The following is a 25,246-nucleotide window of genomic DNA, read 5'->3' on the forward strand; positions in this document are numbered from 1 at the left end:
GAGTCAGCCGGTGTTCTGCAGACCCGCGGCGACGCCGTTGACGGACAGCAGGAGCAGTCGTCGCAGGTCGTCGACCTGCTCGGGCGCCGCACCCGTGCGCAGCGCACGCAGGGCTCGCAGCTGCAGGAGCGAGAGGGCGTCGACGTACGGGCTGCGCAGCTGCACCGCGCGGCCGAGGATGCGGCGGCGCGACAGGATCGCGTCGCTGTCGGTGATGAGCAGGACCCACTTGCGGGTCAGCGCCATCTCCTCGAGCACCTGGCCGGCCAGGTCGTCGCGGTCACCGAGGGCGAGGTAGCGCTCGGCGATCCGCTGGTCGGTCTTGGCCAGCGACATCTCGACGTTGTCGATCATCGTGGTGAACAGCGGCCACTGCGCGTACGCGGCACGCAGCTCGTCCAGGTCGCCGACCTCCTCGAGCGCGGTGCCCAGGCCGTACCAGCCGGCCAGGTTGATGCGCGCCTGCGACCAGGAGAACACCCACGGGATCGCGCGCAGGTCGTCGAGCGACTCGACGGACAGGCCACGACGGGCCGGCCGCGAGCCGATCGGCAGCAGCCCGAGCTCCTCCAGCGGGGTCACCTCGGCGAACCACTGCGGGAAGCCCGGGGACTTCACCAGCTCGTGGAACCGCACGCGGGACGTCTCGTCCATGCGCGCGGCCAGCGCGCTGAACCGGTCGGTCGCGGCCGCGTTGCGCTTCTCCACCGACGGCGCGCCGGCCAGCAGGGTCGCCGCGGCGACCTGCTCGATGTGCCGGGCGGCGATGACCGGGTCGCCGTACCGGGCGAAGATGACCTCGCCCTGCTCGGTGAGCTTGAACCGGCCGTCCACGGACCCCGGGGGCTGGGCCAGGAGGGCGCGGTTGGCGGGGCCGCCGCCACGTCCGAGCGCGCCGCCGCGGCCGTGGAACAGGGTCAGGACGATGTCGTTGCGCCGCGCCCACTCGGTGATGCGGCGCTGCGCCGTGTCGAGCGTGAGCGTCGCAGAGACCGGGCCGACGTCCTTCGACGAGTCCGAGTAGCCGAGCATGACCTCGACGCGGCGACCGTTCTCCGCGAGCCGGCGCTGGACCTGCGGGAACGCGAGCGCACCCTCGAGGATGTCGACGCTCGCCTCGAGGTCCGCGAAGGTCTCGAACAGCGGGATCGCGTCGATGGTCGGCGTGAAGTCCGCGCCCTCGAACGCGAGCTCCGCCAGCTCGTAGACCGCGGCCAGGTGCTCGGCGGACTGCGTGAACGAGACGATGTAGCGGCGGGCCGCCGAGATGCCGAACCGGCGCTGCACCTCACCCAGCGCGCGGAACGTGGCGATCACCTCGACGGTGCGCGGCTCCAGCTCGCCGCCCAGGCCGTTCGTCGCGATGTCCGCGAGCGCGCCGGCGTGGACCTGCGAGTGCTGCCGGACCTCGAGCTCGGCCAGGTGGAACCCGAAGGTCTGCACCTGCCAGATCAGTCGCTGCAGCTCGCCGTAGGCGGACCGCGGGGCGCCGGCCTCGGCGAGCGAGCGCTGCACGACCGCGAGGTCGGACTCGAACTCGGCGGCGTCGGCGTAGGCGAGCTCGGCGTCCTGCCGGCGCGTGGCGGCGAGGCGCTCGGCCAGGAAGTAGACGACGCGGCGGTGGGGCTCGTTCGGTGCGTCGACGGCGATCCGTTCGGCCAGCGCCGGCGAGAGGGCGACCTGGCCGTCCCACAGCGCGGTGAGCTCGGCGGAGGCCGGGGTGTCGTCGGCGGAGAGCGTCAGGCCGCCCGCGGTCCGGCGCGCCGAGACCTCGAGCTCGCTGAGCACCTTGTCCGACGCCATCGCGGCGGCCTGCAGCGTGATCTCGGCGGTGACGTTCGGGTTGCCGTCGCGGTCGCCACCGATCCACGACCCGAGCCGCGCGAACGAGCGGACCGCGGGCGCGGTGGTGCCGGCGGCGTCGGCCAGGAGCCAGTCGTCGAGGCGCCGGTACACGTCCGGCAGGGTGTCGGCGAGGGTGGACTCGAAGACGCTGAGCACGGTGCGGACCTCGTCGAGGACCGTGGGCTTGGCCTCGCGCAGCGGGGCCGTGCGCCACAGGGTGTCGATCTCGCCGAGCAGCCGACGGTCGTTCTCCGCGAGCGACATGCCCCCGATGCTCCGGGAGTCGCGCTCGGCGACCAGCTCGGCGATGCGCCGGATCGACGCCGACACCGCGCGGCGGCGGGCCTCGGTGGGGTGCGCTGTCAGGACCGGGCGGAACTCCATCTCGGACAACCGCTGGCGAGCGACGTCCTGGCCGACCTCCTGCGCGAGCTGCGCGACCGCGGCCGGCAGGGAGTCGTCGGGCGCCAGGTGGTGCGGCAGCAGGCTGGCCTCGCGCTCACGCAGGACCCGCACGCGGTGGTACTCCTCGGCCGTGTTGGCCAGGTGGAAGTAGCACGTGAACGCGCGGGCGACCTGCTCGGCGCGGGCCAGCGTGAAGCCGGACACCAGCTCCTCGGCCTGCGCCAGCGCCTCGGCGTCCGGCCCGTTGTGCGCCCGGATCGCCAGCTCGCGCAACCGCTCGACGTCGGCCAGCAGGTCGTCCCCGCCGGCCTCGCGCAGCACTCGACCCAGGAACTCGCCGAGCACCCGCACGTCGTTGCGCAGCGGTTCGGGTACCTCGTGGTTGGCCAGACCCTGCGGGGCGTCGCTCGGTGCAGTCACGGGCCCAAAACTAGGGCACGTTCGGGGATCTGTGCCCGGGGCGTCCAGGGACGTGACATGTGAGACACGTCTCGCCTCAGGCGGACAGCTCCTCGAGCAGGCTCGGCCGACGAGGAACCCATCCCCAGGTGGCGCGGGCGAGCGCCCCCGTCGCCCGCTGGTCGATCAGGAGCGCGTCCGCGAATCCGGCGCCGAGCCGGGCGCGCGTCTCGTCGTCGGACTCGGGCAGCACCCGACCGTCGGCGCCGACGACCGCCTGGGCGATCTCCCGCACCGTCGGGTTCTGGCCCGAGGCCCCCGCGACGCGACCGCGCAGCCCGCCGGACAGGGCCGCGACGTACAGGTCGGCGAGGTCCTCGACGTGCACCGTCGTCCAGTGCTGCTCCCCCGAGCCGACCAGGCGCAGCGCGCCGTCCTCGGTCCGGGGCCCGGCGCCGAGCACACCCGCCACGATCCCGCGGCCCTGCCCGTAGACGATGCCGGGCGCGACGATCGTCGCGCGCACGTCCGCGGCGAGCAGCCGGTCCTCGCGCTCGAGCCGCCACGCGACGATCGTCGGCGGGTCGAGCGGTCCGTCCTCCTCGACCTCGCCCGCACCCCAGACCCAGATGCCGCTGGTGTGCACGTACTGCTTGTCCGTGCCCGCGAACGCCCGGACGACCGCGTCGATCACCGCGTCGTCGAACGCCGGGTTCTGCCCGTCCCCCGTGGCCGCCGTGTGGATCGCGGCGTCGACCGTGCCGAGCTCGTCGACCAGCCAGGCGGTGTCGGTGAGGTCGTGCACGACGGCCTTCGCCCCCGCCCCCCGGGCCTGCGCCGCGGACGACTCGCTGCGCGTGACGGCGAGCACCTCGTGGCCCGCGGACCGCAGTGCGGCGAGGACGTTCGACCCGACGTACCCGGTGGCGCCGGTGAGAAGGACGTACATGTGAGGACTCCCGCTTGTCGTGGATGAGCTGCGTCGTCGCCGATAGTATGGATTGGAAACTGGTCACTTCAACGGAAGTCGGTCACCCCGTGGATACCGTGCCCTACGACGTCCTCGACGTCGCCTGCCCGAGCCGCATGGTGCTCGCACGCGTCGGCGAGAAGTGGACCGTCCGCATCCTGCTGTCGCTGGACCGCTCGGTGCTGCGCTTCTCCGAGCTGCGCGGACTGCTCACCGACATCACGCCCAAGGTGCTGACCGAGACCCTGCGGGCGCTCGAGCGCGACGGGCTGGTGGCCCGCCAGGCGTTCGCGGAGGTGCCGCCGCGCGTCGAGTACCGGCTGACCCCGCTCGGCACCTCACTTCTCGACGCGCTCCAGACCATGCGCTCGTGGTCCGAGGCCAACGCACCGGCGATCCTGGAGTCCCGCGCCCGGGCGGACGCCGCGGCCCTCGTCTGAGCGGGCCGTCTCCCCGTAGCGTTCGCGGAACCGGAACCGGAACCGGAACCGGAACCGGAACCGGTGCCGGCGCGGTCAGCCGACCCGAACGATGGTCGTCCGCACCGCGGTGACGGTCGGACGGTCGGGCACCGACGAGAATCCGAACTGCACCGCGGGCACCGTCGGCAGCAGCGCGCCGCACGGCACGGAGTGCCAGGTCGCGCGCACGTCGGCGACGCGGTGCTGACCGACGGCGCCGTACCACTCGCGCCGGTCGGCGCCGGCGGTCCCCCGCGTGCGCACCCCCGGCAGGACCACTCGCACCACCGGGTCGGCGAACGTCGCGAACGCGCGCGACCTCGTGACGGAGCGCGGCACGGCGGCCAGCGCCCGGCCCAGGGCCGTCGGTCCGCCCAGCGTCACGACGGCGTCGAGCGCACCGGCCGACACGTCCCAGGTCCGCGCCGCACGGTCGCACCGCACCTGCACCGGCGCGACGACGACCTCGTCGAACTGGTAGGTCGCGGCGATCTCGTCGGCGATGCCGCGGCTCGGGGCGATCAGCGTGCGCCGCCCGTCGGCGTCCTGCGTCATGACGTCGGCGAACGGCGGCCAGGGCGAACGCAGCCAGCGGCCGACGACGACGCGCCGACCGTCCGCGGTCGCGAAGCCGAGGATGTGGCCGTCGTAGCGGTCGGTCATCGGGCCAGTCTCGGCGATCGGATCGTCATCCGCCCAGGCGACCGGAGCACGCCTCCCGGGCGCGCGCCCGGGTTGCGGCCCCATCGGGACGGCAGTCCAATACCAGCTGGGGGGAACCTACAGAAGGAGGCTCCCGAAATGGATGCTCAGACTGTCTGGATCATCGTCGCCGTCGTCGTGATCATCGTGATCATCGTCGCGGTGGTGGCACTCGCCGGCCGCGGACGGCGTCGGGAGGACGCACAGCGCGCCAAGGCGCAGGCGATCCGCGAGCAGGCGGCCGCCGACCAGGTCGAGCTGCAGCGACGTGAGGCCGAGGCGGCCCGTCTCGACGCCCAGGCTCGGCTCGCGCAGGCCGAGGCCGACGCCCGGGCCGCGGATGCCGCGGCGCTCCAGAACGAGGCTCGCTCCCACGCCCAGGAGGCCAGCGGTGCACGCACCGAGCTCGACGAGCGACTGAGCGCGGCCGACCGGATCGACCCCGACGTCGTCGTGGACGAGGCGCCTCCGGAGCAGCGCGTCTGAGGCCCGCCGGGTCAGGCGTCAGGGTCCTCGCCCTCGGCGGGTTCGCTCGCGTGCTCGCGAGCGTCCCCGCCGACGGCGTCCGGGGCACCGTCGGCACCCTCCGCCGGATCGGTCGCGTGCGCGCGGGTCTCGTCGTCGGGGACCGGGGTCTCGGTGCTCATCTGGCTGCTTCCTGTCCGGGCGTGCGCCGGTCGGCGGACGCGTCCTTTCGACCGTACGCCCGGGGGCGCCGATCCGTCGGGCGAGCGAGGGGCCACGCCGTCAGCCGGTCGTCACGGTGGGACGCAGGTCGCGCTCGAGGACTCCCGCGAGCCGCGCCACCCCCTCGTCGAGGGCACTCGGCGCGGGGGTCGTCGTCGCCTCGAACAGCGTCACCTCGAGCGCGTCGTCGCGCACCGACCACGTCCCGGCGACGACCCCTGCGGCCACCACCACGTTCGCGCCGCGAGTGACGAGCGCGCGGCGGGCCGGCGGCACGACGTCGGGGTCTGCGGTCCCCGGCCCGAGCACCCACTGGTCGTACCCGGGCAGCAGCCGGACGACGTCCGTCGGCGGTGTCGCGACGAGCTCGTCGACGTCCTCCCGGAGCACGAACGCCGTCGTGCCGTCCACGTCGACGGGTGCGAGCTCGTCGGCCAGGTCGTCGACCCACGCCGCGATCCGCCGGCGGCCGGCGCTGAGCCCGGCGCCGAGCCAGTACTGCAGGTGGTCCGGGGTGGTCGGCCCGTAGGCGCGCGCATACGCGGTGACCGCGTGCCGGCCCGCGTCGGCGAGGTCCGGCCAGCTCGTCCACCGAGGGTTCTGGTCGAGCCGCTGGAAGGTCGCCCGGCCGTCTCGCGACGGGCCGAACGTCAGATCGCCCTGCCACGCCAGAGCCTTGAGCAGCGTCCACGGATCGGTTGCGAAGATCGACCGCAGGTGCGCGTACCCGTGGTGCTCGGCGAGGGCGTCGCCGAGCTCGGCCGGGGTCAGGGGGCGGTCGTCGAGGGCGTCCCGCACCGCGGACCGGAACGCGGGCCAGGCCTCGGGCGCGAGGCCGTAGTGCTGCTGCCAGCTGGGAAGCTCCCACTGCCGGCCTGCCGCACGCAGCGCGAGGTACGCCCCGCCCTCCTCGGGCGTGAGGAGGTGGACGGCGCCGCGGAACGCGAACGTCCGCAGCAGCCGGCCGTCGCGCACCGCCGCCTCGACCTCCCCCGCCCGGGAGGCCCGCTGCCGGGTCCGGACCGCGAGGTCGACGTCGGACTGCGCGGGGATCGCGGTCAGCCGCCGCACGACGTCCTCGGCGCTGCCGGTGCCGACCGGCTCCAGCAGGTGGCGACGCATCCGCCAGGCGAGGGCCTGGGGTCGGGTCACGCGCACCGGTCCCACGCGCGTCACGCCTGCGACTCGCTCCACCCGGGCATGCCCGGCCAGTGCGCCCACTCCTCGAAGTGCCGCACCCGGCCGTCGGGGGCGAACCGCAGGATCCACAGGTCGCGGTACTCGTGGGGCTCGTCGCCGAGGTAGTGCACCTCCGCCCGGACCACGGCCGTGTCGCCGTCCACCGCGAGCACGGCCGAGGTCATGGTGAACGGCGTGTCGTCGTCCCAGAAACCGCGGATCTCGTCGATGCCGGACAGGCCGTCGTCGTAGGCGGATCGCAGGTAGCGCGCGTCGTCCGTGAACAGGCGGTCGATCCCGGCTGCGTCACGGTCGCGCCACGCGCGCTCGTAGTCGAAGACCCAGGCGGCGACGTCCATGGGTCGAGTCTGCCGTCCGACGCAGGTCAGGGCGCGCTGAAGCCGATCGCCTTGTGCGACCCGTCGCAGAAGGGCTTGATCGCCGACGACCCACAGCGGCACAGGGCCACCGTCGCCCGTCGTCTCGGCACAGGCGCACCCGAGCCGTCGACGATGGCGACGTCGCCCCGGACCAGGATCGGCCCGTCCGGGCAGGCGACGATGCTCGGCTCGGTCGGCCGCGCGCGCGGCGGGCGCTCGCTCATGGCGTGCGCAGCGAGGACTCGCCCGCCTGCCACGCCTCCAGCACGTGGCCCGCGACGAGGTCGTCGAGGTACAGGCAGACCGCGGCGCCGAAGAAGAGGTCGTCGACGAGCTCGGGCTCCTGCTCGGCCAGACCGCCCGCCAGGTCGCGGCCGGCGATCTGCTCGTGCACGGCGTCCGCCTCGACGTGCTCGTCGAAGTACCCGGTGGTGTCCGCGTCGAACCCGTGCCGCCGGAAGCCGTCGCCGTACAGGCGGTTGGGCAGCGACGACGTCATCTCGAACGCCGCCAGGTGCCCGGCGGTGGCACCTCGCCAACGACGGTGCAGCCCGAACAGCGACATGACGTTGACGTGCGCGAGCGTCACCGCCGGAACCTGCTCCACGTAGGCGCCGTAGTGCGGGTCGAGCCCGGCGCCGCGCATCGTCCGCGCGAACAGCTCGGCGTGCATGCGCTCGAGCGCACCGCCGCCGTACTCGTCGGCCTGGATCTCGACCAACGCCGCCTTGGGCCGCCCCTCCAGCCGCGGGATCGCCCAGGTGTGCGGGTCGGCCTCCTTGAGCTGGTAGAGCGACCGGTGCACGAGGAGCTCGCGCAGCTGTTCGACCGTCGCGCTCTTGGCGACGTATCGCGACAGGCTCGGACCCGGGCTCGGCGCAGTCATGGCGAAGAGCGCCCCGGCGACGGCTCCGCGCTCCGGGGGCACTCCGCGGGGGACGTCCAGCGCCTCCGTCAGCGCCGACTCGACGGCGAGCTCCAGCGTCGCGCGGACCCGGAGCAGGTCCGGGTCCCACTCCCACTCCTCCTCCACGCCGGCGAACCCGCGGTAGAAGAGCTCGTAGAGCACGTAGAGGCTGAGCTGGACATCGTCGTCCGTGAGCAGGTCGTCGGCACCAGCGATCGCCCGGTCCACCAGGTCTCCGGAGACGCGGGCCTTGTCGGCCGAGGCGCCGAGCACGTCGACGAGAGCCTCGCTCAGAGCGCCGCGTGGATGGGGAAGCTTCATGGAGAGGTCCTTGCGCGTTCGGTGGCGAACCACACCACCCCGACGCTGGAGCCGGTCGCCGCTGCCAGCCTCACACGTCCTCGGCGAGGCGCAAGCCGACGACCTCGGTGCATCCCGACCGGGTCCGGCGAGCGAAGAAGGTGCGCGGGTGCATCAGCCGCCCGCCGACCTCCCACCCACGCAAGGAGCCCACCATGAGGATCCGTCGCACGATCACGACCTTGGTCGTCGCAGGTCTGGCCGCCGGGACCGGCGTCGCGCTCGCGCCCGCCGCCACTGCCGCGCCACCCTCCGGCACGTCGAGCCTGGCCGCCCTGCTCGCGTCCGACGGGGACACGTTCGACCGCAGCTGGCGGGACTTCGACATCCTGGACCAGGCGATCGGCGCGGTGCTGGCCGCGAAGCCCTCCAGCCCGGTCGCCGTCCTCGCGGACGGCTCGGTCCCGCTCACCGCGTTCCTGCCCACCGACCGCGCGTTCCAGCTCCTGGCCAAGGACCTGACCCACCGCTGGTACGGCTCGGAGGAGCAGGTGTTCACGGCGCTCGCGGGCGCCGTCGGCATCGACGCCCTCGAGCAGGTCCTGCTCTACCACGTGGTCCCCGGCGCCACGATCGACTCCGGCACCGCGCTGGCCAGTGACGACGCGGTCCTGACCACCGCGCAGGGCGGCACGTTCACTGTGGACGTGATCTCGAAGCGGTGGGGGATCGTGCAGCTGCGCGACCAGGACCGCAACGACCTCAACCCGTTCCTGATCCCGGGTCGCCTCGACCTCAACGCGGGCAACGTCCAGATCGCGCACGCGATCACCTTCGTGCTGCGGCCCGTCGACCTCTAGGTCGCCGACCCTGCATCCGGGGACGGCCCGACGGGCGAAGGAGGGGTGTCAGCACATCGGCCGCCCCGCTCGTCGGGCCAGTCCTCGAAGGACGCACCATGCGCGCACGACTGCTCGCCGGCATCGCCGCCGGAACCCTCGCCCTCCTCACGCTCGCCGCGGTGCCCGCGTCGGCCGCGGACCCCGCCAAGCTCTCCGTGTTCCACGGCGTGCCCGGGCTCACCGTCGACGTGTGGGTCAACGGCGAGCGGACGCTCGACGACTTCACACCCGGGTCGATGGCGGGTCCCCTGGACCTTCCGGCCGGGACGTACACCGTCGCCATCACGGCCGCGGACGCCGCCGACGCCTCGGCACCGGCGATCGGGCCGGTCGATCTCGCGCTCGAGGCCGGCAAGAACTACACCGCCGTGGCCCACCTCGACGCGGCCGGCACCCCGACCGCCACGCTGTTCACGAACGACATCTCCACCACGGCCGCCGGGCAGGGGCGGCTGACGGTGCGGCACGTCGCCGCGGCACCCGGGGTCGACGTCCTCGCGGGCGGGACCGCGGTGATCACGAACCTCACCAACCCGAACGAGAAGGTGCTGAACCTGCCGGCCGGGACGGTCTCGGCGAGCGTCACCGCGACCGGGACGACGACACCAGCGCTCCTGGGCCCGGCCGACGTGCCGGTCGCCGAGGGCACGAACACGATCGTCTACGCATGGGGCAGCGCGACGGCCACGCCCGCCACGCTCGCGCTCGCCACGCAGACGATCACCGGCCTGCACGGCTCCCCCTCCGGCGTGAACGCGGGCGAGGTCGGCCTCGTCAGCGACTCCGGCACACCCGCCTGGCCGTACGCGCTCGGGGCTCTGGCCGTCGCAGGCCTGGTCGGTCTGGGGATCGCCCGCCGCTCGTCGACCCGGTCGAGCTGACCCTGTCGCGGACCGGTTCACCGATGCCCGGGCAGGCCGCCGCGCCTGCCCGGGCCTCGGTGCGCCCTGCCCTCCTCGTCCTGATCGCCGCGATCGGCCTCGTCACCGCCTGCAGCGGTCCGGACCCCGCGGTCCCGTCGCCCTCCACGGCGGGACCGCGGCCGAGCCTCTCGCCACCCGAGCCGTCGGCGCCCGTGCCGTCGGTCCCCGTGCACGACGCCGCGCTCGGCGCGACACCCCCGGCCGCGGCGACGCCGGCGCCCGTACGGCTCGTCGTGCCGGACGTCTCGATCGACATGGCGGTGGACCCGGTGGGCGTCCAGGACGACGGCGAGATGCAGATCCCCCCGGACGCGAACCGCGCCGGCTGGTACCGGTTCGGGCCGGCGCCCTCCGACGTCCAGGGCGCCACCGTGCTGGCCGCCCACGTGGACAGCCGGCTCACCGGCGTCGGACAGTTCGCGCGGCTGCGCGACGTCGCTCCGGGAGCGACGCTCACGCTCACGACCGCGGACGGCGTCGAGCACGCGTACACGGTCGTCGACCGCCAGGAGGTCGCCAAGGACGTGGCGCCCGTCGCGCAGTGGTTCGACCGGACGGGCGCGCCGCGACTGGTGCTCGTGACCTGCGGCGGGACATTCCGACGGGACATCGGGCACTATGAGGACAACGTCGTCGTCACGGCCGAGCCGGTCGATGGATAGCGACATGACACTGGCGCACACGAGTGAGGAGCCGTCCGTGACCGTACCCGGACCGGGCTCCAGGGACGAGGCGCGCCTGCACGCCGTCCACGGCCGGGATCCAGACGGTGACGGCGTCGAAGAGCTGGGTCTGGCCTTCGCCGGCGGGGACGAGTCCGCCCTCGCCGAGGCGTACCGGCGCTGGGCGACGCTCGTGCACTCGATCGCGGTCCGTTCGCTCGGCAGCGTCCCCGACGCCGAGGACGTCACCCAGCTGGTCTTCGTCCAGGCCTGGCGCAGCCGTGAACGGTTCGACCCCACCCGGTCGCGGCTGCCCGCCTGGCTGCTCGGCATCACGCGCCACGTCGTCGCGGACGCGCACGAGCGGCGCTCCCGGGACCGACGGCTGCGCGACAGGTCGGCGGAGTCCCTGCACGAGGTGCCGTCGGTCGTCGACGACCGCGTGGTGGACCGCGTGGTGATCGCCGACGAGCTGGACCGGCTCGGCGACCCGCAGCGCACGATCCTGCGGCTCGCCTTCTACGACGACCTCACCCACGACCAGATCGCGAACCGGCTCGACCTGCCGCTCGGCACGGTCAAGAGTCACGTCCGGCGCAGCCTCGCCCGACTACGGACCAGATGGGAGGCCGACGGTGTCGTTCGATGAGTCGCACGTGGACGACGACGTGCTCGCCCTCCTCGCGCTCGGCGAGGACGTCGGGTCCGCAGCGGACCTCGCCCACCTCGAGCGCTGCGAGCGCTGCACCGGCGAGCTGTCGACCCTGCGCGAGGTCGTCGGGATCGCCCGCTCCGGGAACGGCGACCTGCCGATCGTCGCGCCCGCGCCCGCCGTCTGGGAGCGCGTCGCCGACGAGCTGGGCCTCGCCCCGCAGACCCGCGCGGCCGTCGCGCCCCCGGAACCACCACCCGCTCGGGTCGTCCCACTGAGCTCGCGCCGTCGGCAGCGCCCGTGGCCGTGGTTGGCCGGCGCCGCGGCCGTCGGGCTCGTCATCGGTGGCGGCGGTGCGTGGTGGATCTCGAACCGCACCGAGCCGGTCACCGTGCTGGCCACGGCGACGCTCGAACCGCTCCCGGGGTGGAGCGCGACCGGCTCGGCCGTCGTCGAGACCGCACCCGACGGTGGCCGGGTCCTGGTGGTCGACCTGTCCACCGCCGTGCCGTCCGACGACGCCTTCCAGGAGGTCTGGCTGCTGACGCCCGACGTCACCGGCCTGGTCAGCCTCGGCACGCTCGAGGGGACGTCGGGCCGGTTCGACCTGCCGGCGGGGCTCGACCTGGCCCAGTACTCCGTGGTCGACGTGTCGCAGGAGAGCCTCGACGGGAACCCGGCGCACTCCGGCGACTCGATCGTGCGCGGCCCGCTCCGGGCATAGGCGCGCGGGGCCGTGCCGGACGACGACCGGGGGGTGTCGCCGACGCGGCTGCGCGTCGGCATCTTCCTCGTCTTCCTGTGGTGGATCCCGGTCTGGCTCGCCGCGCCCGTGCTCGCCGACGTCCTCGGCATCCCGGCCGACGACGCGCTCATCTGGCTGATCGTCGTCCAGTCCGTCGTCGGCGTCGCCGGTGTGCTCGTCGTCGGCCGACAGGTCGCGAGGATCATGAAGGGCATCCCGGCCCGCAGGATGCTCCCGACCGTGTGGCAGGTCCTGCGGCACGGCTCGCTCGACACGTCGGGAGGGTGACCGGAGCCCGCAGGTATCTGCCCACGGCGATCTCACCCTTTCTCAGTGATCGACGAGGAGGGGCCTCATGTCCGTGGACACCGAGCGACGCGAGCAGGCAGCACCCGAGATGGCGCCCGCAGCAGTGCCGGCACCGGCACCGCCCACGAGCGAGCCCCCCGACCCGAGCGACGGCACGCTGCCGATCCTGATCTTCGCGCCGGCCTTCGCCCGCTCGTCGTCGAACAGCGGCACCCGCGTGGCCGAGCTGATAGCGAAGAAGGCGAGCATCCTGCCCGGCACCTACAAGGTGGTCGACAGGAGCGAGCAGGGCACCGGCCTTCGGGTCTGCAAGACGATCGTGGGACCCGACGGCTCCCCCGTCCTGGACGTCCTCGAGCTGGACTACCTGAGCCGGCTCGAGGATGCCGACCTGATCGGGAGGGGCGCGTCGGCACCGGGATTCGTCCGGAGCGGGTTCCTCGCGATCCGCGGGATGCTGATGCTCGTTCCCGCGATCCGCCGGGCCGGCAAGTCGGCCCGCGCTCGGATGCAGCTGCTGTGGGGGTTCGGCTCCCTGGTGGTGCTGCTCCTGCTGGCCGTCGTCGCGATCGTGACGTCGCTGCACGCGATGGGGATCGGGGACGGGTTCATCGGGGACGACAACGCCGCCGTGATCTCGATCGGCTCCGGTGTGGCCGTCGCGGGGATCTGGGCCCGGTACCGCCCGCAGTTCACGGCCGGCGCCGAGCGCATCGAACGGATGATGAACTTCGCCGACGACCCGCGCTACCGGGCGGCCGTCGTGCGCACCGTCTGGGAGGCCCTCGACGGCCTGCGCGACCGGACGTGGAGGGGGCCGATCCATCTCGTCGGCTTCAGCTTCGGGTCCTTGGTGCTGCTGGACGCCCTCTTCCCGCAGCGGAGCCGGGACGGCGAGACGCTCGTCGACCCGAACCTTCGTGACCTGGCGTCGATGGTGACGTCGTTGACAACCATCGGGTGCCCCGCCGACTTCGCGCGGCTCTACTGGCCGCGGTGGTTCGAGGACCGCTGGCCCTACCCCTCGAACCTCGAGTGGATCAACGTCCTGAACGCGTCCGACGTCTTCGGCTCCAACTTCCGCGACGACGACGACACGACGACCCAGACGACGCCCGCGACGCCCGGCGCGGCACTGCAGCCCACTCGACAGGTGACCTACCTGCCGGCGCAGCCGTGGTGGCAGATCTTCCTGATGGGCGACTTCTCCATCCACGGCGCCTACTGGGGTGGCCCGAAGGCGGACAGCTGCTTCGAGCGGGAGCCCCTGGTCAGCACGTGGCTCGGGCGTGTGGCTGAGCCGGTCCGACCCCGCTAGACGGGCGGGGCGGGTTCGGGATCGGGCCGGCGCCGGAATGCCGAGCGACCAGGTACCTGTTTCGCCTGCGACGAGCAGTGCGCGAGAGAGGGCTCCCCGATGACCGTGAACGAGATGACGCTGGCGGAGGCCGTCGCCGCCGTCGAGGCCACGCTCGACTCCCCCCACCTGCACGTGGACCGTCGGCGGGCGCGCCAGGACGAGGCGTCGTTCCTGCTGGTCGTCCTCGACACCAGCGGCGGACGCGGCGACGGACCGGTCGCCAACGGGCCGCGCCTGGTCGACCGGCGCAGCGGCGCGGTGACCCGGCTGACCATCCCCGACGCGGTCGCCCGCGCCGAGCGCATGGCGCTCGTCGGGACGAGCTAGTCCCCCGAACGGTCGACTCCATACCTAGAGCCGCTAGGGTTTAATACCTAGCACATCAAGGTAGAGGAGCTGTCGTGCGCATCGACAAGGACCTGGTCGCCGCCTCGGCGACCCCGCTCGTGCTCGGGATCCTCGTGGACGGCGACCTCTACGGCTACGCGATCCTCAAACGCGTCGGCGAGCTCTCCGGGGGACGCATGCAGTGGACCGACGGCATGCTCTACCCGCTCCTGCACCGGCTCGAACGGCTGGGCCACGTCTCGTCCTCCTGGGGCACGTCCGAGTCCGGCCGGCGTCGCAAGCACTACGCGATCACCCCGACCGGGCGCGCGGCGCTCGCCGAGCGGCAGGCGCAGTGGACCGTCGTCGCGGACGCGCTCCGGCAGGTCTGGGAGTCGGCGCCGCGGCCCGCCACCGTCGTCGAGGGGTGGGCGTGATGGCGCACGACGACGAGCTCGAGGCCCAGGTCGACCGGTGGCGCGGGTACGTGCACCGGCGTCAGGTCATCTCGTCGGCGGACGTCGACGAGCTCGAGGACCACCTGCGCGGACAGGTGACGGACCTGCGCGCGATCGGGCTCGACGACGACGAGGCGTTCCTCGTCGCGATCAAGCGCCTCGGCAACCTGGACGCGGTCTCCCGCGAGTACGCCCGTGAGCACTCGGACCGGCTGTGGAAACAGCTCGCGCTCGTCCCCGACGAGTCCCCCGGCTCGCCCTCGCCGCGCTGGCGGGAGCTCACCGTGGTGCTCGCACTCGCCGTCGGCGCGGGCGTCGCGGTGCGAGCCGGGATCGCCTGGTTCGACGACGAGATCACCTTTGCGCTCAACGCGGGCCTGCTCGTCGTGCCGTTCCTTGCCGCGTACCTCGGGTGGAAGCGGCAGGCGGGCCCGCGGACCGTGGCGGCGATCGCCGTGCCGTTCGCCGTGCTGGCCGTCGTGCTGAACGCGTACCCGTTCGTCCCCGAGGGGTCGACCGAGGTGCTCGCGGTGCTGCACACACCCGTCGTCCTGTGGCTGCTGGTGGGGCTCGCGTACGTCGCCGGCTCCTGGCGCTCGGACGGCCGGCGCATGGACTTCGTGCGGTTCACGGGCGAGCTCGCGATCTACTTCACGCTGCTCGCGCTGGGCGGCGGGGTCCTGCTCGGGCTCACCGCCGGGGTGCTGCAGCTCGTCGGCATCGACCCCGAACCGGTGATCGCCGGCTGGGTGATGCCGTTCGCCGTCCCCGGCGCCCTCATCGTCGCCGCCTGGCTCGTCGAGGCCAAGCAGGACGTCGTCGAGAACATCGCGCCCGTGCTGACCCGGATCTTCACGCCGCTGACCATCGTCATGCTCGTGGCCGTCCTCGTGGCCCTGATCGCGTCGGGGGGCCTCGTCGAGGTGGACCGCGACCTGCTCATCCTGATGGACGCGATCCTCGTGCTCGTCCTGGCGCTGCTCCTCTACTCGATCTCGGCCCGCGACCCGCTCGCACCCCCCGCGCTCTCCGACTGGCTCCAGCTCGTCCTGGTGGGGACCGCCCTCGCGGTCGACGCCGTCATGCTGACCGCGATGCTCACGCGGATCGCGCAGTTCGGGACCAGCCCCAACAAGATCGCCGCGCTCGGGCTCAACCTCCTGCTGCTCGTCCACCTCGGGGTCTCCGCGTGGCGGAGCGCCCGGTTCCTGCGTGGTCGCGGCACGTTCGCGGAGCTCGAGCGCTGGCAGACGCGGTACCTGCCGGTCTACGCGGCCTGGGCGGCGGTCGTCGTGATCGTCTTCCCGCCGCTGTTCTCCTTCGCCTGAGGTCAGTCGGTCTGGCGCGAGAACAGGCCGGCGATCCAGCTCTGCCAGCCCACCAGCACCCGCGGCGGGCGATCGTGCGCGGGAGCCAGGCCGGCGTCGCGACCCTGGAGCGAGCGCGCGTGCACAGACCCACCGTGATGGCCGGGGCCTCGATGGCCGTCGGGGTTCTCCTGGTGCTCGGGAACCCCCGGCACGTGGTGCGTCGCCTCGTGCAGCACGTCTCGCACGACATGTTCCTTCGACATGGCTTCCCCTCTCGTCGTCGAGCGGTGGCGGGACGCGATCCTCCCTACCACCGATAGGGAGAATCTATCACTGATAGAGTCGGAGTACAGGCTTTCGCGGAAGGGGTCGGACGATGGCGTTGGACCGCGCGCAGGTCGTCTCCGAGGCGGTCGCGCTCCTGGACGCCGACGGGCTCGACGGAGTCACGACGCGCAAGCTCGCCACCCGCCTCGGCGTGCAGTCCCCCTCGCTCTACTGGCACGTGCCCAACAAGGCCGCCCTCGTCACCGCGATCGCCGACGCGATCCTCGCCGACCTGGTGCAGCACCTGTCGGCCCCCAAGGACGACGAGGCCTGGGAGGACTGGCTGACGGGGCTCGCCCGAGGGCTGCGCCGAGCGTTGCTCGCCCACCCCGACGGAGCGCGCGTGGTCTCCGCCGCGCAGCTGTCCGCCGCGATGAACACCATCTCCGAGCGCGCCATGAGCGCTCTCGTCGACGCGGGCGTCCCGCTCCGCCAGGCGCGCGTGATCACCCTGGCCACCGAGCGCTTCACCGTCGGCTACGTGCTCGAGGAGCAAGCACCCCGCCCCGACCAGGTCGCGCTCGAGAGCTGGGACCTGGCCGAGTTCGCCGCGGCTCACCCCACCGTGATCGCGGGGATCACCGACTACTTCCAGGACGGGCGCACGCCCGACGACCTGTTCGACGACTGCCTCCACGTCGTCATCGCTGGCGCCGCAGCCACCACCTGAGGCCTCTGGTCAGGGAACGAGGACGATGCGCTCGTCCGCTGCGAGGACCTGCGTCCCGGCCCGTTTCGACCTCCCGGAGAGGCACGACGGACCTCGGTCTCCTGGCCCCGTGACGAGTCGCGTCCCGCTCTCAGCGCTCGTGCTCGACCAGGAGACGGTCGTCGACACCGCCGAGCAGTCGCCGGTCGTCCAGCCCGTCGTAGACCGTGTCCACGACCGGGGTGAGCTCGACGAGGGTCACCTCGTGCTGCGACAGCGACAGGCGCAGGGTGACGCGTCCGCGCTCCACGGTCAGTCGGGAGTGCTCCAGGGCGGGGCTCGCGCACGCCTGCAGGTCGTCGAGCTGGCGGGCGGTGGGTGACGCCGGTCGGCCGAGCTCGCGCCACGCCGTGAACGCGTTCCCGGCGGTCTCGTTGACCCTCTCGCGCCGGACGAACACGCCGGTACCGTCCGGCAGTGGAGAACCCGAGGAGCTGCAGGGCACCGACAGGGACAGCTCGTGGCGGTCGGGCGCCGGTCCGTCGCCGGAGCCGACGGGTTGCCAGGCCAGGACCGTCACGCGGCCGTCCGGGTCCGCGCACACCAGGTGGTCCTCGCCGCGGGCGAGCACCTGGGAGGCGAGCCGAGCCATGAAGGCGTAGAGGTGGAACGTCGGCTTCGCCACCTGCCGGTGCGTGAGCAGGCCGAAGCCCCCGTGGAAGAACGAGGTCGGGATGTTCAGCTCCTCGAAGACGTCGCAGAACGTCCAGTAGGAGAACGAGTCGACCAGATCGCCTCCCGACGCGAGGACCGGTGCCAGGTAGGCCGCGTTGTACGCGGTGTCGTGGATCGGGTTGTCGGGCCGGTACGAGGTGTTGAACTCCGTGATGTGCACCGGCAGGTCGGCGAGGCGGGTGCCGGCGAGGTGCAGCCGAGGCTCCGCGAACTGCTCCAGCAGGGCCGACGGCGGCATGAGCCTCTGGTAGGTGCCGAAGGGGATCTCGGCGGGCTCGTACGAGGAGTAGGCGTGCCTGCTCACGAAGTCGACCGGCACGGCATGGCGTTCGACGAAGTCGGCGAACGGTGGCCACCACGCATCACACCCAGGCGCCAGAGCTGGTCCCCCGACCTGCAACGACGCGTCCACCTCCTTGATCGCCCGTGCGGTCGCCGCGTACAGCCGGAAGTAGGCGTCCTGGTCGGCGTCCTTCCAGAAGATGTCGAGGTTGGGCTCGTTCCACACCTCGATCGGCCAGTGCCGGACCTCGTCGATGCCGTAGCGCTCGATCAGGTGGCGGAGCAGGGCCTGCACGAGGTCGACCCACGCGTCCATGTCGGCCGGCGGTGTGATGTTGCCCTTCCACCAGAAGACGGTCTCGGGCCCGGACGCGAGCGCCGACGGCATGAACCCGAGCTCGAGGAACGGTCGGATGCCGAGCGACAGGAAGAAGTCGTGCACCTGGTCGACGTAGGTGAACGAGTACCGACGGTGCGACCGACCGCCGACGTCCTCCGTCCGCAGGAGTCCCATGTCGTCGCTGAGCAGCCCGTGCCCGCGGATGTGCGTGAACCCGATCTCTCGTTGCACCCGCGCGAGCGAGGCCTGGTAGTCGGCCCGCAGGGCGAGGTTCATCCGACCTGTTCCGATGCACGTCCGCCAGGCGTCGGGCAGCGGTCCGAGCGGTGTGGCGGGGACGACCACGGGCTCCGTCATGCCGGCCCCGTGCCACGACGAGGCCTCGGCTCGGTGCCGGGCTCCGACGGTCCGACGCGGTCGAGCGCCCAGACGAGCTTGCGCTCCTCGTGGTCGAGCTGGCCACCCTCGTGCTGGTTCCACGGGTACTCGACGATCTCCTTGGCCGCGCCGGCGTAGGCGTTGAACGCCGCGTAGACGGTCGACGGCGGGCACACGGGATCCATCAACGCGACCGAGAAGAGCGCAGGGGCTTGGGCCCGACGAGCCATCGTGACGCCGTCGATGTACGACAACGTCCGCAGCACGGCGTCGGCGTCGTCGCGTCGGATGCGCAGGTAGCGCACGACCTCCGCGTACGGGTCCTCGTCGGTGATCGTCAGCGCGCGGGCGATGTCGCTCAGGAACGGGACGTCGATCATCGCCCCGGCCACGTCCGGCACCAGGGCTGCCGCAGCCAGCGCGATCGCGCCGCCCTGGCTCCCCCCGGCGACGAGCACGCGTGCCGGGTCGATCTGCGGGATCGCTCGCGCGGCGTCGACAGCACGGGCCGCGTCGGCGAACAGCCGCCGGTAGTAGTAGGTGGAGGGGTCGAGCACCCCGCGGGTCATGAAACCCGGATGCTCGGGCCCCGTCCCCGGATACGGGTCCGGTGTGGCGCCGACCTGCCAGCTCGCGCCCTGCCCACGGTTGTCGACCGACAGGTGCGCGAAGCCCGCGAGCGTCCACGAGATCGGTTCGACGACGTGCCCTCGTCCGCCCTGGTAGCCGTGGAACTGCACCACCACGGGCAGCGGCTCGAGGCGGCCCGCGGGCAGTCGCAGCCACGCGCGGATCGGGTCTCCCCCGAAGCCCCGGAACGTCACGTCGTACGTCTCGACACCCACGTACACGGTCTCGACCCGCCGGCAGACGACGTCCACGTCGTGCCGCCGGGTCTCCTCGAGCGTGTCCGCCCAGAACCGGTCCCAGTCAGCGGGCTCGTCGAGGCGTGCGGCATAGGCGCGCAGCTCGTCCAACGGCATGTCGACGTACAACGGTGGTCCCTCCGGGTCAGCGCTCGAGCGTGAGCACGGTCCAGCTGACGGGCGGCAGCTCGAGTGTCACGATGCCGCCCTCGAGGCGCGCCGTCGAGTTCACGGTCGGCCCGACGCGGGTCGGGTCCTGCAGATCGTTGGCCGCACTCACGTCGGCGTCGTGTACACCGTGGCACTCGTCGACCACGAGGTGCCCGAAGCCCGAGACGTCGATGGTCACGGTCGTCGGCGCGTCCTGTGCGCGGTTGACGAGGAAGACCGACACGCGCCCCGTGTCCGCGTCGTGGGTCGCGGTCGCGTCGAGCAGCGGGGCGCTGCCGTGTCGGGCCGTCGGGTAGGAGCCGACCTCGATCGTGGTGGCGAGCGTGACCCCGTGGGCGAGGCGCGAGGTCAGCGCGAACGGGAAGAACGTCGTCTGACGCCACGACGGGCCACCCGGCTCCGTCATGATCGGGGCGATCACGTTGACCAGCTGCGCCAGGCTCGCCGCGGTGACCCGGTCGGCGTGCTTGAGCAGGGAGATCAGCAGGCTCCCGAGCACCACCGCGTCGGCCACCGTGTACCGGTCCTCGAGGAGCCGAGGGGCGACCTGCCACTGTTCGGTCCGGTCCTTCTCGGCCGCCTGGTGCTCCTCCATGTACCAGATGTTCCACTCGTCGAACGAGATCTGGATCGTCTTGTCGCTCTTGAGCTCGGCCTTCACGGCGTCCGCGGTGGCGACGACGGACTCGATGAAGAAGTCCATGTCGACCGCGGAGGCGAGGAAGGACCCCAGGTCGTCGCCGTGCAGCTGGTAGTAGGCGTGGCACGAGATGTGGGAGACGTCGTCGTACGTGTGCCGCAGCACGGTGCGCTCCCAGGACCCGAACGTCGGCATGGCGGAGCCCGACGAGCCGCAGACGACGAGCTCCAGGTCCGGGTCGAGCTGCCGCATCCCCTTGGCGGTCCGGGCGGCCAGCGAGCCGTAGTCGTCGGCGGTGCGGTAGCCGAGCTGCCAGTCACCGTCCATCTCGTTGCCCAGGCACCACATGCGCACGTCGTGCGGCTCGGGCGACCCGTTCGCCACCCGGCGGTCCGACAGGGTGGTGCCGGACGTGACGTTGGCGTACTCCAGGACGTCGAGCGCCTCCTCGATGCCGCGGGTACCGAGGTTGACCGCGTACATGAGCTCCACGTCCGCCTTGCGGCACCAGTGCGCGAACTCGTCGAGCCCGACCTCGTTGGTCTCGAGCGAGTGCCAGGCGAGGTCGAGCCGGCGCGGACGGTCCTCCCGGGGGCCGACCCCGTCCTCCCACCGGTAGCCCGAGACGAAGTTCCCACCGGGGTACCGGACGGTCGTGACCCCCAGCTCGTGGACCAGGGCGAGCACGTCGGCGCGGAAGCCGTCCTCGTCGGCCAGCGGGTGCGTCGGCTCGTACAGGCCGTCGTAGACGCACCGTCCGAGGTGCTCGACGAAGGACCCGAAGAGCCTGCGGTTGACCGGTCCGACGGTGAACCGGGGGTCGATGACGACGTGGGCGTTGCTCATGTACTTCCTTCGGCGGTCAGCGGACCTCGGTCGTCGTCCAGCGTGCCGACGCCCCGGTCACCAGGTGGACGTCACCGACGAGCGTCGTGCGGGCGACGGTATCGCGGTGCTGGCTCGTGCCGACCCACAGGTCGACGTCACCGGGCTCGACGATCCGGCGCATCGTCCGGTCCGCGAACGCGAGGCGCGTCGTCGGGACGGCGAACGTCACCGTCGCAGACTCGCCCGGATCGAGCCGGACACGTCGGTAGCCGAGCAGCTGCGCCACGGGCCGCGTCACGGATCCGACGAGGTCGCGCCCGTAGAGCTGCACCACGTCGTCGCCCGCGGACGCACCGGTGTTGGTCACGCGCACCTCGGCCACGATCGAGTCGTCCGTCGCCGCCGTGGCCGTGGCCGTCAGGTCCTCGTGCGAGAACGTGGTGTACGAGAGGCCGTGCCCGAACGGTGCCGCCGGTGTCGAGGCCAGGTTGGTGACCTCGCGACCCTCGCCGAGGGGCGGGTGCAGGTAGGAGTACGGCTGCGCCCCGGCCGAGCGCGGAAGGCTCACCGGAAGCTTGCCCGAGGGGTTGACGCGCCCGGACAGCACACCCGCGATCGCACCGGCCCCCTCCTCTCCGGGGAAGAAGGCCTGGACCACGGCGGCGCACTGCTCGATCGCCCAGTCGATCGCGTACGGGCGGCCCGTCACGAGCACCAGGACCACGGGGGTCCCGGTCGCCAGGACGGCCTCGACGAGCTGGCGCTGGACGCCGGGCAGCTCGAGGTCGTCACGGTCGCAGCCCTCGCCGGACGTGCCCCGGCCGAACAGGCCGGCGTGGTCGCCGACCACCAGGACGGCGAGGTCGGCCTCCCTGGCAGCCTCGACGGCGGCCGCGAAGCCGGAACGGTCGTCGTCGTCCACGGCGCAGCCGACCACCGACCGGACCGCAGCACCGGGGAGCTCGACGCCGATCGCCTCGACGACGGTCAGTGCGTCGAGCTCGGCCTCGAAGCCGGGGTGCTGCGCGAGGACGTGGTTGACGAACGAGTAGCAGCCGTAGAGCGCGTCGGTGCGGTCGGCGTTCGGGCCGATCACCGCGAGCCGAGACACGCCACGCACGGGCAGCGTGCCGTCGTTCGACACGAGCACGACCGACTCCTCGGCCAGGCGCCGGGCGAGCTCGCGCTGCTCGGCGGTGTCGAGGTCGATGTCGGTCGGCGGCGCGTCGTCGAACGTGGCGTCGAGCAGACCGAGCTCGTCCTTCTGCCGGAGCACCCGCAGCACCGCGCGATCGACGAGGGCCTCGTCGACCTCCCCGGCCCGGACCCGGTCCGCCAGCGGCCGCCCGTAGGCGTCACCGGTGGGCAGCTCGATGTCGACCCCGGCCGCGAGCGCCTGCCCGGCGGCGTCGCCGAGGTCGACGGCGACGTGGTGCAGGAGGTGCAGGAAGGCGATGCCGAAGTAGTCGGCCACGACCGTGCCGTCGAACCCCCACAGGTCGCGCAGGATCCCGGTGAGGATCGTCGGGTCGGACGCCACCGGCACGCCGTCGATCTCCGTGTACGCGTGCATCACCGATCGCGCGTCGCCGTCGAGGATGGCCATCTCGAACGGGACGAGCAGCACGTCGGCGATCTCCCGCGGGCCCGCGTGCACCGGCGCGAAGTTGCGGCCGGACTGGGAGCCCGAGTAGCCGACGAAGTGCTTGAGCGTCGCGTGCACGCCGCGTGACTGCATCCCCCGCACGTAGGACGTGCCGAGCGTGCCGACGAGGTACGGGTCCTCGCCGATGCACTCCTCGACCCGGCCCCAGCGCGGGTCCCGCACGACGTCGAGCACGGGTGCCAGGCCCTGGTGCACCCCGAGGGTCCGCATCGAGTCCCCGATCGCCGCGCCGATCTCCTCGACGAGCTCGGGGTCGAACGCGGCGCCCCACGCCAGCGGCGTCGGGTACGTCGTGGCGCCCCACGCGGACAGGCCGGTGAGCACCTCCTCGTGCACGATCGCCGGGATGCCGAGGCGGGTGCCGGTGACCAGTCCGCGCTGGAACTCCCGCAGCCAGGCCGCGCGCTCGGCGGCCCGCACCGGGCGCGTGCCGTAGGGGCGCGTCAGGTGTCCGAGCCCGTGGCGCACGAACTCGTCGAGGGCCGTCGGCGCGGCGAACTCGCCCTGCAGCGGCGCGACCGACTCGCCGTCGGCCTTCTCCCAGAAGCCCACCATCTGGGCGAGCTTCTCGTCGAGGGTCATCCGCCCGAGCAGGTCGAGCAGTCGCACCTCGTCCACGTCTCGGGCGGCTCGGGAGGTGCCCGCAGGCGCGTGTGTACGAATCTCCGTCATGTCGGGGTTCCCTCAGCCCTTGACCGCGCCCTGGAGTCCGCCGACGATCCGTCGCTCGAAGAGCGAGAAGAAGACGAGGGCCGGGATCATGGACAGCGAAGTGAACGCGAGCACCTTGGCGGTGTCCTGCGAGTACTGCGACGAGAAGGCTTGGACACCGAGCGGCAAGGTGAACGTTCCCTGGTCGTTGAGGATGAACAACGGCAGGAGGTACGCGTTCCAGCTGCCGACGAACGCAAGGATGCCCGTGGTGATGACGCCCGGCAGCGAGAGCGGAAGCACCATCCGGAAGAAGAACCCGAGCTTGCCCGCACCGTCGATCGCCGCGGCCTCCTCGATCTCGTCCGGGATCGCCCGCAGGAACGGGACGAGGATGATGATCGTCACCGGAAGCCCGAAGCCGATCTGCGGCAGGATCACGCCGCCGAGGTTGTTGATGAGCCCGAAGTTGCGGACCAGGATGTAGAGCGGCGTGATCGCGACGGTGATCGGGAACATCAGTCCGGCGGCGAACAGCGCGTAGAGCGCACCGCGGCCCCTGAACTGGTATCGCGCCAGCACGTAGCTCGCCATGAGCCCGAGCGCGACGACCGCAGCAGCCGTGAACAGGGCAACGATCGTCGAGTTGCCCACCTCGCGCCAGAACGTCGAGTTGGTCAGGACGTCGACGTAGTTGGAGATCTTCCACGGGGACGGGAGTCCTGCGGGGTCCGTCGTGATCTGCGAGTTCGTCCTGAAGCCACCGAGGATGATGTACAGGATCGGGGCGAGCATGATCGAGACGAGCAGCAGTGCGATGAAGTAGGTCGCCGGGCCGGCGCCGCCTCGGGCCCGGGAGTTCACGCCCGGCCGCTTGGCGGGCGGCTTCGATGCCGGCAGCTGGATCGTCGAGGCAGTCATCGGGTGGCCTTGTCCGTGAGGGCGCCTGCGGTGTCGCGGCGCAGCACGTAGCGCTGGTAGACGAGCGCGATGATCAGGGAGATGACGAACAGGACCACCGCGACGGCGCTGCCGTACCCGAAGTTCCCTGCGGTACGGCCGTACTGGACCATGTAGGTCGCCATCGTCGAGACGCCGGCGGTGCCGGCGACGTACTGGCCCCAGATGATGTAGACGAGGTCGAACAGCTGCAGTGAGCCGATGATCGACAGGAACGCCCATATGCGCAGGGTCGGGCCGAGGAGCGGCAGCGTGATGGTGCGCTGGATCTGCCAGTAGCTGGCGCCGTCGATCGAGGCCGCCTCGAACAGCTCCTGCGGGATGTTCTGCAGCGCGGCCATGAACAGGATCACCGCGAACCCGATGTACTTCCACGAGATGATGACCATCAGGGTCCAGATCGCGATGTCCGGGTTCGACAGCCACTCGCTGGCCAGCGCGCCCAGGCCGACCTTGTTGAGCAGGCCGTTGGCCGCGCCGTTGCTCTGGAGCATCAAGCTCCAGCCCGTCCCGACGATGACCTCGGAGACCACGTACGGGACGAAGATCAGCACGCGGATCAACGAGCGCCCGCGCATGCGCCGGTTGAGCAGCAGCGCCAGCCCGATCGCGATCGGGCCCTGGATCACCAGCGACGCGATGACGATGAACAGGTTGTGCGACAGCGCCGCGTGGAACTCCGGGTCCGTCAGGATGATCTTGTAGTTGTTCAGTCCGACGAAGTCGGTCGGCTTGCCGTAGCCCTTCCAGCGGAAGAAGCCGTAGTACGCGGCGAGGAAGACCGGAAAGATGACGAAGCCGACGAACACGATGACGGCTGGCCCGGAAAGAATCGCGATCTCGAAGCGCTGGCGCCACCCCACGCCACGT

Annotated in this window: 28 protein-coding genes; 13 read left to right on the forward strand and 15 right to left on the reverse strand. The window is 72.2% G+C overall.

Features of this window, described 5'->3' with window-relative positions; all coding sequences use genetic code 11:
• Positions 1-3: 3 nt before the first annotated feature.
• Complete coding sequence (locus tag AC1DZC_RS07200; protein WP_477037981.1) at positions 4-2,670, reverse strand: phosphoenolpyruvate carboxylase; 2,667 nt, start codon at positions 2,668-2,670, stop codon at positions 4-6.
• Between the two features lie 76 nt (positions 2,671-2,746).
• Positions 2,747-3,598, reverse strand: a complete 852-nt coding sequence (locus AC1DZC_RS07205) for an NAD-dependent epimerase/dehydratase family protein (protein ID WP_477042744.1) — start codon at positions 3,596-3,598, stop codon at positions 2,747-2,749.
• An 89-nt stretch (positions 3,599-3,687) separates the two neighbouring features.
• Between AC1DZC_RS07205 and AC1DZC_RS07210 the strand changes: the two genes are divergently transcribed.
• On the forward strand, positions 3,688-4,059 hold the full coding sequence (locus AC1DZC_RS07210) for a winged helix-turn-helix transcriptional regulator (RefSeq protein ID WP_477037983.1): 372 nt from the start codon (positions 3,688-3,690) through the stop codon (positions 4,057-4,059).
• A 75-nt stretch (positions 4,060-4,134) separates the two neighbouring features.
• Here AC1DZC_RS07210 and AC1DZC_RS07215 read toward each other — a convergent pair whose 3' ends face one another.
• Positions 4,135-4,743, reverse strand: a complete 609-nt coding sequence (locus AC1DZC_RS07215) for a hypothetical protein (protein ID WP_477042745.1) — start codon at positions 4,741-4,743, stop codon at positions 4,135-4,137.
• 138 nt (positions 4,744-4,881) lie between these two features.
• Between AC1DZC_RS07215 and AC1DZC_RS07220 the strand changes: the two genes are divergently transcribed.
• Positions 4,882-5,268 carry a hypothetical protein gene (locus tag AC1DZC_RS07220; RefSeq protein WP_477037985.1) on the forward strand — a complete coding sequence of 129 codons (387 nt, stop codon included), beginning with the start codon at positions 4,882-4,884 and terminating at the stop codon, positions 5,266-5,268.
• An 11-nt stretch (positions 5,269-5,279) separates the two neighbouring features.
• On the opposite strand, the gene AC1DZC_RS07225 is transcribed toward AC1DZC_RS07220, so the two are convergent.
• The 5 genes from AC1DZC_RS07225 to AC1DZC_RS07245 all read right to left on the reverse strand — a co-directional run bounded on the left by AC1DZC_RS07225 (position 5,280) and on the right by AC1DZC_RS07245 (position 8,256).
• Positions 5,280-5,429 carry a hypothetical protein gene (locus AC1DZC_RS07225; protein ID WP_477042746.1) on the reverse strand — a complete coding sequence of 50 codons (150 nt, stop codon included), beginning with the start codon at positions 5,427-5,429 and terminating at the stop codon, positions 5,280-5,282.
• 100 nt (positions 5,430-5,529) lie between these two features.
• Positions 5,530-6,621, reverse strand: a complete 1,092-nt coding sequence (locus tag AC1DZC_RS07230; protein WP_477042747.1) for a DNA glycosylase AlkZ-like family protein — start codon at positions 6,619-6,621, stop codon at positions 5,530-5,532.
• Positions 6,622-6,641: 20 nt separating this feature from the next.
• A complete protein-coding gene (locus AC1DZC_RS07235) occupies positions 6,642-7,007 on the reverse strand; it encodes a nuclear transport factor 2 family protein (protein ID WP_477042748.1) in 366 nt (121 codons plus the stop codon).
• Positions 7,008-7,033: 26 nt separating this feature from the next.
• Positions 7,034-7,252 carry a CDGSH iron-sulfur domain-containing protein gene (locus tag AC1DZC_RS07240; protein ID WP_477037989.1) on the reverse strand — a complete coding sequence of 73 codons (219 nt, stop codon included), beginning with the start codon at positions 7,250-7,252 and terminating at the stop codon, positions 7,034-7,036.
• Positions 7,249-8,256 (reverse strand): iron-containing redox enzyme family protein, encoded by a 1,008-nt coding sequence (locus tag AC1DZC_RS07245; protein WP_477042749.1) that lies wholly within the window; start codon positions 8,254-8,256, stop codon positions 7,249-7,251. Before AC1DZC_RS07245 ends, AC1DZC_RS07240 begins: the two co-directional genes overlap by 4 nt.
• A gap of 194 nt (positions 8,257-8,450) precedes the next feature.
• Between AC1DZC_RS07245 and AC1DZC_RS07250 the strand changes: the two genes are divergently transcribed.
• The 10 genes from AC1DZC_RS07250 to AC1DZC_RS07295 all read left to right on the forward strand — a co-directional run bounded on the left by AC1DZC_RS07250 (position 8,451) and on the right by AC1DZC_RS07295 (position 15,901).
• Positions 8,451-9,095: a fasciclin domain-containing protein gene (locus AC1DZC_RS07250; protein ID WP_477037991.1), complete on the forward strand. Its 645-nt coding sequence runs from the start codon at positions 8,451-8,453 to the stop codon at positions 9,093-9,095.
• A 98-nt stretch (positions 9,096-9,193) separates the two neighbouring features.
• Positions 9,194-10,018, forward strand: coding sequence for a DUF4397 domain-containing protein (locus tag AC1DZC_RS07255; protein ID WP_477042750.1), 825 nt, complete (start codon positions 9,194-9,196; stop codon positions 10,016-10,018).
• A 23-nt stretch (positions 10,019-10,041) separates the two neighbouring features.
• Positions 10,042-10,722, forward strand: a complete 681-nt coding sequence (locus AC1DZC_RS07260; protein WP_477042751.1) for a class F sortase — start codon at positions 10,042-10,044, stop codon at positions 10,720-10,722.
• 37 nt (positions 10,723-10,759) lie between these two features.
• The gene (locus AC1DZC_RS07265) at positions 10,760-11,371 is read left to right on the forward strand and encodes an RNA polymerase sigma factor (protein ID WP_477037994.1); all 612 of its coding nucleotides are present in this window, start codon (positions 10,760-10,762) and stop codon (positions 11,369-11,371) included.
• 7 nt (positions 11,372-11,378) lie between these two features.
• The gene (locus AC1DZC_RS07270) at positions 11,379-12,098 is read left to right on the forward strand and encodes an anti-sigma factor (protein WP_477042752.1); all 720 of its coding nucleotides are present in this window, start codon (positions 11,379-11,381) and stop codon (positions 12,096-12,098) included.
• 12 nt (positions 12,099-12,110) lie between these two features.
• The gene (locus AC1DZC_RS07275) at positions 12,111-12,407 is read left to right on the forward strand and encodes a hypothetical protein (protein WP_477042753.1); all 297 of its coding nucleotides are present in this window, start codon (positions 12,111-12,113) and stop codon (positions 12,405-12,407) included.
• Between the two features lie 67 nt (positions 12,408-12,474).
• Entirely contained in the window at positions 12,475-13,746 is a 1,272-nt protein-coding gene (locus tag AC1DZC_RS07280) for a hypothetical protein (protein ID WP_477042754.1), read from the forward strand.
• 99 nt (positions 13,747-13,845) lie between these two features.
• A complete protein-coding gene (locus AC1DZC_RS07285) occupies positions 13,846-14,115 on the forward strand; it encodes a hypothetical protein (RefSeq protein ID WP_477042755.1) in 270 nt (89 codons plus the stop codon).
• Between the two features lie 74 nt (positions 14,116-14,189).
• Complete coding sequence (locus AC1DZC_RS07290) at positions 14,190-14,552, forward strand: PadR family transcriptional regulator (RefSeq protein WP_477037999.1); 363 nt, start codon at positions 14,190-14,192, stop codon at positions 14,550-14,552.
• On the forward strand, positions 14,552-15,901 hold the full coding sequence (locus AC1DZC_RS07295) for a permease prefix domain 1-containing protein (RefSeq protein WP_477042756.1): 1,350 nt from the start codon (positions 14,552-14,554) through the stop codon (positions 15,899-15,901). The genes AC1DZC_RS07290 and AC1DZC_RS07295 overlap by 1 nt, the downstream gene beginning before the upstream one ends.
• A gap of 2 nt (positions 15,902-15,903) precedes the next feature.
• Here the strand turns inward: AC1DZC_RS07295 and AC1DZC_RS07300 are convergent, their stop codons facing one another.
• Positions 15,904-16,128, reverse strand: coding sequence for a hypothetical protein (locus AC1DZC_RS07300; RefSeq protein WP_477042757.1), 225 nt, complete (start codon positions 16,126-16,128; stop codon positions 15,904-15,906).
• A 131-nt stretch (positions 16,129-16,259) separates the two neighbouring features.
• Here AC1DZC_RS07300 and AC1DZC_RS07305 point away from each other — a divergent pair, with 131 nt between their 5' ends.
• Positions 16,260-16,880: a TetR/AcrR family transcriptional regulator C-terminal domain-containing protein gene (locus AC1DZC_RS07305; protein ID WP_477042758.1), complete on the forward strand. Its 621-nt coding sequence runs from the start codon at positions 16,260-16,262 to the stop codon at positions 16,878-16,880.
• Positions 16,881-17,010: 130 nt separating this feature from the next.
• Here the strand turns inward: AC1DZC_RS07305 and AC1DZC_RS07310 are convergent, their stop codons facing one another.
• Genes AC1DZC_RS07310 through AC1DZC_RS07335 form a run of 6 tightly spaced genes read right to left on the reverse strand, consistent with a single transcriptional unit; the run spans position 17,011 to position 25,239 of the window.
• On the reverse strand, positions 17,011-18,573 hold the full coding sequence (locus AC1DZC_RS07310) for a GH39 family glycosyl hydrolase (RefSeq protein WP_477042759.1): 1,563 nt from the start codon (positions 18,571-18,573) through the stop codon (positions 17,011-17,013).
• On the reverse strand, positions 18,570-19,577 hold the full coding sequence (locus AC1DZC_RS07315) for an acetylxylan esterase (protein ID WP_477042760.1): 1,008 nt from the start codon (positions 19,575-19,577) through the stop codon (positions 18,570-18,572). The genes AC1DZC_RS07310 and AC1DZC_RS07315 overlap by 4 nt, the downstream gene beginning before the upstream one ends.
• A 28-nt stretch (positions 19,578-19,605) precedes the next feature.
• Complete coding sequence (arfA, locus tag AC1DZC_RS07320) at positions 19,606-21,117, reverse strand: arabinosylfuranosidase ArfA (protein ID WP_477042761.1); 1,512 nt, start codon at positions 21,115-21,117, stop codon at positions 19,606-19,608.
• A 16-nt stretch (positions 21,118-21,133) separates the two neighbouring features.
• Positions 21,134-23,437 (reverse strand): beta-xylosidase/alpha-l-arabinosidase, encoded by a 2,304-nt coding sequence (locus AC1DZC_RS07325; protein WP_477042762.1) that lies wholly within the window; start codon positions 23,435-23,437, stop codon positions 21,134-21,136.
• 12 nt (positions 23,438-23,449) lie between these two features.
• On the reverse strand, positions 23,450-24,337 hold the full coding sequence (locus tag AC1DZC_RS07330) for a carbohydrate ABC transporter permease (RefSeq protein ID WP_477038007.1): 888 nt from the start codon (positions 24,335-24,337) through the stop codon (positions 23,450-23,452).
• Positions 24,334-25,239 (reverse strand): carbohydrate ABC transporter permease, encoded by a 906-nt coding sequence (locus AC1DZC_RS07335; protein WP_477038008.1) that lies wholly within the window; start codon positions 25,237-25,239, stop codon positions 24,334-24,336. The genes AC1DZC_RS07330 and AC1DZC_RS07335 overlap by 4 nt, the downstream gene beginning before the upstream one ends.
• Positions 25,240-25,246: the final 7 nt, after the last annotated feature.

The organism is Cellulomonas sp. P2_B4 (genome assembly GCF_056404795.1).